Here is an 11,688-nt window from a genome sequence, read left to right as displayed (position 1 = left end):
CGTGCACCGACCGACGACCATCACCGGCCCGGACGAAAAAGCCGAACACGCCAACACAGGAGCAGAGGACCACTCGTCGACTGCCTACCGTGGGACGGGATCCCGGAGAACCGGCTGTTCCCGTCGCGGCGCAGCCCGCCGCGCCTATCGCCCGAAGGAGATGGACGTCGATGGGTATTCCCACCCCGCTGTGGAGCGTCGCCGCGGCCCTGCTCGTGCTGTGGGCCGCGGCGATGTGGGCAGCCGTCGCGATACTCGCCCGCGCCAACCGCGGCCCCGTACGTCCCTGGCTGTACCGGGCGTCGGCGGGTGTGATCATCCTCGGCGTGCTCGGTCAGCTCGGGCACGTCCAGGAGCACATCGCCCAGGTCGCCTACTGGACGGCACACCCGAACTCACCCGCCTGGATGACACCGTGGGGTGACGGGCTGGCCGCCGCGCTGGGCCGGGTGGATCCCGCCGAGCCCTCCCTCGGCATGGAGATCCTGCACCTGACCGGCAACGTCATCTTCCTGGCCGGACTCGCCGGGATCATGCTGATCACACGCCGGGCACTGCGCAGCAGGTCCCGCACGTGGGCACGGATGGGCGTGTGGATGCAGGGCATCCACGGCGTCGAGCACCTTGTACTGACCCTGTCGGTCGCGCTCGGAGCCGGCCAGGCGATCGGGCTGTCCACCTGGTTCGGTCTGCTCGACCCCGGTCCTGGCCTGTGGACCTACCGCATCTGGTGGCACTTCATCGCCAACATCGTGGGCACCGTCGTCTTCGGTATCGCCCTGTTCCACCTGTGGCGGGAGCGGCGCGAGATCGCGGACTCCTACCGGGCACCGGCCGAGCCCGCCTCGCAGGCACCGCGACGGCGGCGCGAACCGCAGCCGAGCTGACACCACCACCGGCGGGAGCACGCCGGTCACGTCCGGCCGGCAGGTGCGGCGAAGCTGGTGAAGGCGGTGTTCTTCGGCAGCCGGTACACCTCACGTCCGGCGATCGCGTTGAGGATCGTGGCGTTGCGGTACGCCCCGATACCGAGGTCCGGCGCCGCGACACCGTGACTGTGCAGGTCCGCGTTGGCCACGAAGACCCTGCCGGTCACCGCGGGGTCGAGCTCGATCGAGTGGTCCAGCCGCACGCGGTACCGGCCTCGCTCGTCCCGCTCGACCAACGAGTCCATGGGATCGAGGAACCCGGGCACGCGCTGCCGGTACCCGGTCGCGGCGACGACGATGTCGGTGCGGTGATCGAACCGCTTACCCGTGTCCCGCTGGCGACAGGCCAGTACGACCTCCCCTGTGCCGGTATCGACCGTCGAGTCCTCTACCGCCACACCCGACCGCAGCTCGACCGGTGCCAACCCCTCGTCGAGCTCCCGCCGGTAGAGCGCGTCGTGGATCTCCTCCAGCGTATCCTCCGACACTCCCTTGTAGTGCCGCCACTGCCTGGCGACCAGCTCATCCCTGGTCCCCTCCGGCAGGCCGTGGAAGTACTCGACGTAGGCCGGTGTGGTCATCTCGAGCACCAGCTTGGAGTAGTCGAGCGGCGCGAACGACTCGGTCCTGGTCAGCCAGTTCACCGCCGGCCCCCCGGATGCGTTGCGGCGGAGCAGGTCGAGGGTCACCTCGGCGCCCGACTGGCCGGAACCGACGACCGTGACCCGGCCCGCGCTCGTGACGTCGGCGAGCCGGTGCAGGTAGTCGCCGGTGTGCAGGATCCGGTCGGCAGGCAGGTCCCCGAGCGCGCCGGGCACGGCCGGTTCGGTCCCGATACCGAGCACGAGGTGGCGCGCGTACACAGTCAGGGCACCCGCATCGCCCCGCTCGACCTGGAGCACGAATCGCTGCGCGGACGGCTCCCACGACACCGTCCGCACCCGGTGCGAGAAGCGCACGATGTCCAGTTTGGATGCGGCCCATCGCAGGTAGTCCTCGTACTCGCGTCGGGTGGGGTGGAACCGCTCGCGCACGTAGAACGGGTACATCCGGTCCACGTCGCGCAGGTAGGCCAGAAACGACAGCGGATGTGTCGGCTCCACGAGCGTTACCAGGTCGGCGAGGAAGCTGACCTGTAACTGTGCCTCGTCGAACATCAACCCGGGGTGCCAGTTCAGTTCGGGGCGTTCCTCGAAGACCATGAGGTCGACATCGTCGACACCGTCGGCGAGGGCCGCGAGACCGAGGTTGAACGGTCCGCACCCGATGGCCACGACGTCGTGTTCGATTCGGTCCTGTGTGGTGGTCACCGTGGTCCCCTCCGCTCGTAGGTCATGACGACGGCCGTCTTGTCGGGCAGCGCGACCTCCCTGCCCTGGACGAAACCCGCGACCCGGAACGCGATCACCGAGGCCGTGTTCTCCCGGTCCGGCTCGGCGACGACCCGGTCGCACTCGGGCTCCGCGGCGAGCAGACCGTCCGCGAGCGCGGCGAGCAGCGCCCTGCCGAGTCCTCGCCCGGTCCGGTCGCGGTCACCGATGGCGATGTGCACGCCGAGGTCGTGTGGCTCGTGCGGGACATAGTCGGCCAGGCCGTCCCTGGCGACCCGGTATACCTCGATGTAGGCGATGTCGACCCCGTCGTGGGCTACGAGGCAGGGCAGCGAATGCGCCCCGGCGAGCTGCCTGTCGAACTCGTCCCGCCATTGCCGCGGCGTCCACGCCTGCTGCCAGTACTTCTCGACGTGCGGCTGGATCATCCAGCGGTGGACCAGCTCCACGTCCGCGTCGCCGGAGGCCACGCGGACCGACCACGGCTCGGGGAGCCGCGGAACCGGCGGTGGTCCGGCTTCCCCGTCGCTAGCCGGCCGCGCGCTCATCGGCCCACCGCCGCGAACGGGTTGGGCGCGTCGAGGTACACCGACTGCGCGTCCAGCGGGGCGCGTACCTCGTCGATCCCGTGTAGCCGGGTGAGCAGGTTCCCCTTACAGGGCAACGTATCCGCCTCCAGCCAGCGGCGGGCCAGGCGGTCGCCGTCCCGGCCCGCCTCCGCGAGGTCCGGCAGCGCGGCACGCAGCCTGCCGGACATCACGCCGAGCAACTCGTTCTCCCCGGCGAGCCCGTCGACGGCCAGGCACCCCACCACGGCGAGTGCCTGGTTGCGCAGCAGGTAGTAGGACAGGCGCTCGTCCACGACCTCGTCGTCGACCACCGCCAGCGTCGACGACCCAGCGTCCAGCACGTCCAGGACCGCCCGCTGGTGGGAGGCGGCCAGGTAGTAGCCCTGGTTGTCCCGGAAGGTGGCTCCCGCTACGCCGCCGTCCGCGTCGAGACGGACAAGCGTGTTCTGCTGGTGGGCCTCCAGCCCGATACCGGTCGAGGCGTACAGGTGCAGCATCGGCACGAGCACCTTGTCGGTGTAGTCCGCGACCCAGCGCTGCGCCTCGCCCGAGTCCGCGACCAGCTCACCCAGCCTGCTGCGCCCCTCGCCCGGCCGCGGCGCCACAAGGCCCGCGAGGCAGCGCAGGCTGCCGATACCGTCCGGGACCTCGCGCACCGCGACGTCCAGCCCGGTGACCTCCGGTCCCTGCGGGCGGCCCGGCTCGTCGACGGCCAGCCACGCCGGGTCCCGTGTGATGTCGAAATACGGGTGCGCGGCGAACGTGCTCGCCGCGTACCCGGCGTCGAGCAGCCGGTTGATCTCCAGACCCCTGCGGAGCTCGGTGCCGGTGGACTCCCGCTTCGAGTTGGTCAGCCGCAGCCCGAGGGAGAGCTTGAGCATCACGTCCGCGTCCGGCCGGTACAGGGTGCGCACGCTCGACGTAGCCCACCACTGTGGACCGAGCGCACCGAGCGGTTCGAGCAGCCCCTCGTCGATGAGCGCGGCGATCCGTGGCCGGTGTACCACGTCCCGTGCCTGCCACGGGTGTGCGGGCACGAGAACCCGGCCGTCGTCGAGCCTGCACTCGGCGAGCTCGGCGAGCAGCGCGGTGGTGTCCCGTCCGGCCACGCAGGCGCTGCCCGCGACGGCGTCGTGCGATACGACCGACTCGTCGGCCGCGAACCAGTGCAGCCGGAACGACCCGCGCTGCTCGGGTGAGTAGAGCGCGGACTCCCGTTCGGACAGGCCGTCCCTGCTCTTGGGTGCCGGATGCTTCAGATGGCCGAGTACGAGCGCCTGTTCGGTGTCGAGGAACCCGTCGACGCCCTCCGGCGCCGCGGGGTACCCGCGCCGGTGTTCGATGAACGTCGTCACCCTGCGCACCGACTCGGCGGTCCGTTCGACGAGGTCGGCGACCTCGCCCGGGGGCACACCACCGTCGCGGCCGCCACCCCGCGCCGCGGCTTCGGCCGCGAGCAACGCGATGGCCACGACCGGGTCGGCGGCACCGCCCAGCCGCCCGGACGGCCCGTCCACGAATACCGGGCCGAAGCGGTGCCACCCGGTCGGCGAGCAGTGCCGCACCTCGGTGACCAGCGCGAGTCCCGTGGCGGGGAACGGGATCCGCAACGGTCCCGGTGCCACCTGGGTACCGGTCTCGGTGAGCCAGCACCGCAGCAGCGCCTCCAGGTGCGCGTGTTCGGCTGCCCTTCTGGTGTCACGCGAGTGCAGCGGGTCGTCCGCGGCGGCGTCGCCGTATCCCGCGCCCGGCGCCGGTGCCCGCCCGGTATCCGTCGTCACCGTCATGCCGCGCCCTCCTCTGTCCGTCGTGCACAGGCCCTGCCCGCGAGCAGCACCCGATCGATGAGCTCGTCGATGTCGCCTGCCGTGGCCGTCTGGTTGAGCAGCGTGAACTTCACGCAGACGCGTTCGGCGTCATCGGGGCGCGTGCCCCGCACCGTCGTCCTGCCGATCAGCGCCACACCCGATTCGAGCAGCCTGCGCCGCAGGTCACTGTTGATCCGGTCGAGATGGTCCGGGTCGGCGTGCGCCCCGCCCCCGTACCGGAACACCACCGTGGTCAGCTCGGCCGGGGAGATCAGCTCGAGCTCGGGTTCGGCCGCGATCCGCCGCTGGGCGTGTACCGCGAGCTCGTGGCAGACGTCGACCATGCGGCCGAGCCCGGCACGGCCGTGCGCGAGCAGGCTCGCCGCGACCTTGATCGCGTCCGGCCTGCGCGTGGTCTGCAGGCTGCGTCCGAGCAGGCCGTCGTAGCCCGCCTCGCTGTCGTCGGCGGGGTTCAGGTACGACACGGTCCTCTCCAGAGCGCTGAACGCGTTCGCGTCTGCCACGAGCAGCGCGCTGGTCGCTGCGGGTTGCCAGCCGAGCTTGTGCAGGTCAACGGTGACCGAGTCGGCCAGCTCGAGACCGGCGAGCCGTTCGGAAAGCCGTTCGGAGAACAGCGCCCCGAAACCGTACGCGGCATCGACGTGCAGCCACACCGCGTGCTCGGCGGCGATCTCCGCGAGCTCCGGGAGGGGGTCGACCGAGCCGAAGTCGGTGCTGCCCGCGGTAGCGATGATCGCAACGGGGGTCCGGTCGTCGCCGAGCCCGCGCAGCGCAGCCGCCAGCGCCTCCGGGCGCATGCGGTGGTGCTCGTCCACCGCGACCGGCTGCACCGCTTGCTCCCCGAGGCCGAGGGCCGCGCAGGCACGGTGCACCGAGAAGTGCGCCAGCTCGGAGCAGAACACCACGGGGCGCCGCAGCGCGCCGACGCCGCTGCGGCGCACGTCGATCCCCCTGGCCAGTCCGGCGGTGTCGCGCGCGAGCAACAGGCCGAGCAGGTTGGACATCGAGCCGCCGGGGGTGAGCACGCCATCGGCTCGCTCGCCGAGACCCGCCAGCCGTGTCAGGCTGCGTACGACCCACCGCTCGACCGCGATGGCCGACGGTCCGGAGTCGTAGGTGTCCAGCGAGGCGTTACCCGCGCTGGCCAGGGTGTCGGCGGCGACGGCGACGGTCAGCGGCGGCGGCTGCAGGTGCGCGGCCGCACGCGGATGCGCGAGATCGAGCCCGTACTCCGCGAGCATGGTGGCGAGGCGGCGCAACGCCGCGTCCGCGCCGATCCCGTCGGCGGGCACGTCCGGTGGTCCGAGTGACTCGGCGGCCGCTGCCAGCACGTCCTCCGGCATCCCCCGGGGAACGGGACCGTCCTCGCGTCGCGCCGAACGTGCCGACGCGATCGCACCGGCCAGCGTCGTGACGACCTCGGCCATGCCGGCTCGGGACCCGGCCAGTACGGACGCGGGGAACGCGCTCGGATGCTCACCGGTGACTCCCGGAGCGCTGTGCGCTGCCTCAGCAATCTGGGTCAACAGAAACTCCCTCGGTCGTCGGCGTCGCGCCGACGGGATCAGTGGTTCGCCAGCGGGTTGGGCAACGTCCCGTTCGGGTGCAGCGCGTGCCGCAGCGCACGGTCGTCGTAGCGGGTGACCACGATGCGGTCCCGGTTGAGGGCGTACCGCGGGATCTCCGGCGAGAGCAGGTCGTACTCGCCGAACCGGTGGGACAGCTCGGGGTGGTCGGCCTGGAAGTCGAGGATCGCCTGCCGGGCGAGCGACCAGAACCGGCTCTCCGGAACGCCGAGCTGGTCGGCGCACAGCGGGGCCAGGTAGCGGAAGTGGCCGACGAACACCTGATCCATCACGTGCTGGCGGATCACGGAAGGGTGCTTGCGCGGGAGAACGTGATCGTGGCCGTCCGGCTCCGGGCCCCGTTCCGGCACGTCGGTGAACGACACGCAGACGTCGTCGACGAAATCCTTGAGGTAGAGCCGCCGGGGCACCTCACGCTCGTCGAAGCCGAGCAGGGTGTTCTGGCCGTGCGGGTTGAACGTCACGCCGTAGCGGTACAGCACCTGCATGATCGGGGTCAGTACGGTGTCGAACATCCGCCGCAGCCAGTCCTCGGCCCGCAGCCCGGACGCACGAACCAGCTCCGCGGCGAAGGCGACCCCGTCGTCGTCGACATGCAGCAGCGCGGCGAACGTACGGACGCGCTCGTCCTGCTCGACATAGGATACCGCCGACTCGCGCCAGATACAGCCCAGCGTCTCCAGGTGCTGGTACGGAACCTCGCCGACCTGGGACAGGTAGGGGTGCCGCACGGTGACGGATGCGACCTCTCCGAGGAGAACGGTACGCGTCTGCTCAGCCAGCACCGGGTCATCGGCGAGCATTCCCTCGAGCCACTGGGTGACGACGGGGGCGCCCATCGTGCAGTGTGGCGGGATTCCCCGCCACACCAGGGTGTTGAGGATCTTCAAGGGCAGCTTGACATCGAACCGGCCCGGGGTCGTGATGTTGGCCATGGTCCGGATCGACTGCCCTGGCAGGTACTCGTCGGGACTCGGTCCGAGCGGCACGATCCGCCGTTGGGCGATGTCGGCAGCGTGCAGCACCTGCACGACGTGGTTCCACTGCCACGGGTGTGTCGGCATCCAGACGAACGCACCCGGGTCGAGACCCTCCGCGCGCAGCGCGGCTTCCCAGTCCGCACGGACGTCCTCGGGCAGCTCCCTTGCCAGGGTCTCCCGTTCGGACAGTTCGGAGGTTCCGCGGAACTCGGCAAGGCCACGGTGTACCGCGATCCACTGCAGCCGCACCGGCCGGCGGGATTCCGGCGCGTAGCGGCGGATATCCGCAGCCGAGAAGCCGATCCTGCCCTTGTTGGCGACAAGCAGGTTGTGCCCGGTCATCCGGCAGTCCAGCTCGGCATGACCCAGCTCGCGCAGCTGCCGTGCCGTCTCACCGCCGCGCGCGATACGCGCCGCGTCCACGCTGAGCGTGGCCTCGAGCTCGGTGAGGTAGGTCGCCACAGTGGACGAGTCGGTGCCGATCGTGCCTGCGGCGTCGACGAGGAACTGCAGCGCGTCCCAAGCGGGCTGGCCGATCTCGTCGCCGAGCATGCCCGCGGCCACCCTGGTCACCGAATCCGGCTCGACAAGCAGCCATCCGAAGGCCCGTGGCCGTGCCCTGAAGCGATAACAGACACCGCTGTCGAGATCCACGCGGTACTCGCCGTCCCCCGTCTCGACCGCCTTGAGCATCGCCTCGAAGGTCCACTCCCCCAACGCCTTGGCGAGCAGGCGACGGTTCGCCTCCCGCCAGGCACCCGCGCCGACATCGGGCAGCTCCGGCACCGGATGGTCCACGGGCGACTGTTCCGCGTCGGTGTCGTTCTCGCTTGGTGTGGTGCGATCAGGCATCGGCCTCTCCGGGTTCTCAGCGGTCCAACGACACCCAGAGATTAGGCAAGGCTTGCCTAATTCGCAACCAGCTGAGCCAGCTGATCGCCATGGCGAGCATCACAGTGCTTACGGTACTGGAATTAGGTTAGCCTTACCCAACTAAGACACGCAACCCGGGCACCGATCGGAGGAAGTGTGCCGCGCAGCGAAGCCACCCGGCGATGGGCGTTCGCGCTGGTCAGCGTGTCGGGAGTGATGCTGACGCTCGATGTGACCGTCATCAACGTGGCGTTGCCCGCCATCGGGGCACAGCTGCGGGCGGGTCCCGATGTGCTGCCGTGGACGGTATCGGCCTACTCGCTCGCGTTCGGCACGCTGCTGCTCACCGCGGGGACGTGGTCGGACGCCGTCGGTCATCGCACGGTGTTCACTGCGGGCATGTCGGTGTTCACCGTTGCCTCGCTCGGGTGCGCGACCGCGCCGACGATCGGGGTGCTCATCGGAGCGCGGGCCGTGCAGGGAGCAGGCGGCGCGTTGGCCTTCGCTCCGGCCATCGCGTTGCTCGCGACCACCCACAACGGACGGTCCAGGAGCTCGGCCATGGCCGCATTCGCCGCGCTGTCCTCGCTGGCGGGCGCGCTCGGTCCCGTGGTCGGCGGTGGTGTGGTCGCGGCACTCGACTGGCAGTGGATCTTCCTGCTCAACGTGCCTGTCGGTACGTTCGTCGTCCTGGCCACCGTGATCACGCTCCCACCGGGCGTGCGGCACTCCGGCCCGCGGCGCACGGACGTGTCCGGCACGGTTCTGGGCGTCGCCGCGTTGCTCGCCCTGCACGCAGCACTGACGACCGGTAGCTCACTCGGCTGGACGTCGCTTCCCGCCCTCGCGTCCGGCGGCTTGCTGTGCGTGCTGCTGCCCGCGTTCGCCCGCACCCAGCGCAGGCCGGACGCCATGCTCGACATCGGCGCAGGCGACCGCGCCGCGTTCGCCGGCGCGGCGGCCCTCATGTTCACCGGAAGGATGGCCAGCCTGGGCACCCTCGTGTATCTCACGCTGTGGCTGCAGGAAACCGCCGCGACCTCTCCCCTGCACACCGGGATCCTGCTGCTGCCGCTGACCGGGAGCCTCGCTGTCGCGGGCACGACGGTCCCGGCCGCCCAGGCGCGCCTGGGACCGTCCAGGGTCGTCGCGGCCGGCTTCGCGCTTCAGGGCAGCGGTCTGTCCACTATGGCCATAGCGGCGAGCGCGGGAAGCCTGCCGTTGTCCTGTGCCGGAATGGCGCTCCTCGGTGCGGGCACCGCGCTGATCTTCCCGCCGCTGCTGACGGTCACGGTCACGGTCGTGCCTCCCGAGCGCACCGGCATGGCATCCGGGCTGACCAACGCGTGCTCACCGCTGGGTACCGCGACCGGGGTGGCGGCGTTCGGCGCGCTGTTCACCGCGCTGAACGGGAACGGGGCCGGCCCCGCGCTCACCGGTGTCTGCCTCGCCGCGACCGTGATCTGCCTGGCGGGTGCCGTCCTCGCACACCGGCTGCTCCCGGCGGAACTGCCCGGCGAGCACGCATCCGATCAGCCAGACGACCTCCGGCGCAGCAGCCAGATCAGGTAGGGAGCACCGACCAGCGCGGTCACCACACCGACCGGAATCTCCAGCGGGGCGAGCAGCGCACGCCCGAGCCCGTCGGCGGTGACGACGAGAATGGCCCCGAGCATGGCTGCCGTCGGTACCAGCCGCGCGGTCGAGCTACCCACGATCCTGCGTGCGAGGTGCGGGGCGACGAGGCCGACGAAGCCGACCGTGCCGACGACCGCTGCCGCACCGGAAGCCAGCACGGCCGCACTACCGAGGATCAGTACCCGCGCACGCCCGAGTGCGAGCCCGAAGGCACGCGGAAGGTCCGTGCCGAGGGCGAGCATGTCGACCGGCCGCGCGCTCACCACGAGTAACAGCCCGACCAGGATCGGCGCGATCAGCCACCCCAGCACCGACAGGTCGCGGGCATACGTGCTGCCGGACAGCCAGGTCAGCGCCGCGGAGAGGTTCATGTGAGCCCCGACCACCATCATCTGCACCAGGGCGGAACCGGTATAGGAACACCCGAGGCCGACGAGCACGACCCGGGTGGGATCCAGGCCGCCACCGGCACGGGCGATCAGCGTGACGAGGGAGATGGCGAGCACGCCACCGACGACGGCAGCCAGCGGCAGCGCGGCGGCCGGAGCACCGGGTACCACCACGATCATCAGGACGGCGCCGACGGCCGAACCCTGGGTCACACCGAGCAGGTTGGGCTCCGCCAGCGGGTTACGCACCACAGCCTGCACGGCGGCGCCCGCCGCGGCGAGGCATGCGCCCGCGAGCGCGGCGACCAGGATCCTGGGCAGCCGGTAGCCGATCACGTCCCGTGCCAGCGAGTCGCCCGCTCCACTCAGGACGGCTGCCAGCTCGCCCCAGCCGACCTCCACATCGCCGATGCGCAGCCCCACGACGATCACCGCGGCCAGCACGGCAAGGCACAGCCCGAGCACGACGGCGTAGTTGCGTGTCGCCAGTGGCCTGATCGCGGTCACGGCGGCACCCACATCGGCGTCCCCGGTGACGATCCGGCGCGCGAGCAGCACGAACACCGGCCCGCCGATCAGCGCGGTCACCACACCGACGGGCAACTCCCCGTACCCGGCGGACGGAGGCAGGACCAGCTGCGCTCCGGCGTCGGCGGCGAGCACGAGCGCGGCGCCGAACAACCCGGCGATCGGCAACCGCGCGGCGTGCCCGCCGACACCGAGCATCCGCACGCCGACGGCGGCGACCAGCCCGACGAACGCCACGGGGCCCGCGACGCTGACCGCCGCGGCCGTCAGCACGACGGCCAGCAGCAGCGTGGCGGGCCGGACGCGGCCGACCCGCACCCCGAGTGACTCCGCTGTCTCGTCGCCGAGCGAGATCAGGTCGATCGGGCGGGCGAGCAACGGGGCGAGCAGCAGTGCGCAGAGCACGACAGCACCGAACGCGAGCGGCCGCTCGATCCCCGTCTGCAGCAGGGACCCCTGGCCCCAGAAGTACAGGCCACGCGTCGAGTTCTCGTCCAGGATCTGCAGGAAGTCGGCGGTCGCGAGGCCGGCGAGCGTCACCGCGGCACCCGCGAGCAGCACCCGTCCAGGGGTGAGCACGCCACCCACGGTCAGCAGGTAGACCACGACCATGGCGGCCAGCCCGCCGACGAAGGCCACCCCTCCCCCGGTGAGCAACCCGACGTCCAGCCCGGTGAACGCCACGGCGACCACGGCGAGGTACGCCCCCGCGTTGATGCCGAGCGTGTCCGGCGCGGCGAGCGGGTTCCGTGTCACGCCCTGGATCAGGCTGCCGGAGGTGCCCAGCGCGGCGCCCGCGACAAGGCCGGCAAGGGTGCGCGGTAGCCGCGACCCCCACAGCATCGCCTCGGTGTGCGGGTCGGGGTTGCCTGCCAGCACGCCTGCGATCTCGGCGATGCCCACGCCGGACGCGCCGATCCCGAGATGCACCACGGTGACGGCGATCAGCGCGCACGCGGCTGCGCCGCCCACCAACAGGACAGGTGGGCGGCGCAGCGGGGCGCGCTTGGCCTTCAGCACGGCGTTCGGATCCCCT

The 11,688-nt window shown here is 71.3% G+C and carries 8 protein-coding genes; 2 read left to right on the top strand and 6 right to left on the bottom strand.

Annotated features, from left to right (window positions below; translation table 11 throughout):
• The first annotated feature begins 170 nt into the window (after positions 1 to 170).
• Positions 171 to 887, top strand: coding sequence for a DUF6008 family protein (locus H0B56_RS16565; RefSeq protein ID WP_180893996.1), 717 nt, complete (start codon positions 171 to 173; stop codon positions 885 to 887).
• A 26-nt stretch (positions 888 to 913) separates the two neighbouring features.
• On the opposite strand, the gene H0B56_RS16560 is transcribed toward H0B56_RS16565, so the two are convergent.
• The 5 genes from H0B56_RS16560 to H0B56_RS16540 are packed head-to-tail and all read right to left on the bottom strand — an operon-like array spanning position 914 to position 8,076.
• Entirely contained in the window at positions 914 to 2,239 is a 1,326-nt protein-coding gene (locus tag H0B56_RS16560; RefSeq protein ID WP_180893995.1) for a SidA/IucD/PvdA family monooxygenase, read from the bottom strand.
• On the bottom strand, positions 2,236 to 2,808 hold the full coding sequence (locus tag H0B56_RS16555; protein WP_180893994.1) for a GNAT family N-acetyltransferase: 573 nt from the start codon (positions 2,806 to 2,808) through the stop codon (positions 2,236 to 2,238). The genes H0B56_RS16560 and H0B56_RS16555 overlap by 4 nt, the downstream gene beginning before the upstream one ends.
• Positions 2,805 to 4,616, bottom strand: coding sequence for an IucA/IucC family protein (locus tag H0B56_RS16550; RefSeq protein ID WP_180893993.1), 1,812 nt, complete (start codon positions 4,614 to 4,616; stop codon positions 2,805 to 2,807). Before H0B56_RS16550 ends, H0B56_RS16555 begins: the two co-directional genes overlap by 4 nt.
• A complete protein-coding gene (locus tag H0B56_RS16545; protein ID WP_246361254.1) occupies positions 4,613 to 6,184 on the bottom strand; it encodes a pyridoxal phosphate-dependent decarboxylase family protein in 1,572 nt (523 codons plus the stop codon). The genes H0B56_RS16550 and H0B56_RS16545 overlap by 4 nt, the downstream gene beginning before the upstream one ends.
• A gap of 38 nt (positions 6,185 to 6,222) precedes the next feature.
• Entirely contained in the window at positions 6,223 to 8,076 is a 1,854-nt protein-coding gene (locus tag H0B56_RS16540; protein ID WP_180893992.1) for an IucA/IucC family protein, read from the bottom strand.
• A 177-nt stretch (positions 8,077 to 8,253) separates the two neighbouring features.
• Here H0B56_RS16540 and H0B56_RS16535 point away from each other — a divergent pair, with 177 nt between their 5' ends.
• Complete coding sequence (locus tag H0B56_RS16535) at positions 8,254 to 9,669, top strand: MFS transporter (RefSeq protein ID WP_180893991.1); 1,416 nt, start codon at positions 8,254 to 8,256, stop codon at positions 9,667 to 9,669.
• Here H0B56_RS16535 and H0B56_RS16530 read toward each other — a convergent pair.
• Complete coding sequence (locus H0B56_RS16530; protein ID WP_180893990.1) at positions 9,630 to 11,672, bottom strand: iron chelate uptake ABC transporter family permease subunit; 2,043 nt, start codon at positions 11,670 to 11,672, stop codon at positions 9,630 to 9,632. The genes H0B56_RS16535 and H0B56_RS16530 overlap by 40 nt on opposite strands.
• Positions 11,673 to 11,688: the final 16 nt, after the last annotated feature.

Source organism: Haloechinothrix aidingensis (assembly GCF_013450155.1).
Classification (GTDB): domain Bacteria; phylum Actinomycetota; class Actinomycetes; order Mycobacteriales; family Pseudonocardiaceae; genus Haloechinothrix; species Haloechinothrix aidingensis.
Note: the sequence above shows the minus strand (reverse complement) of the source record. Positions and strands in the feature narration are given on the sequence as shown.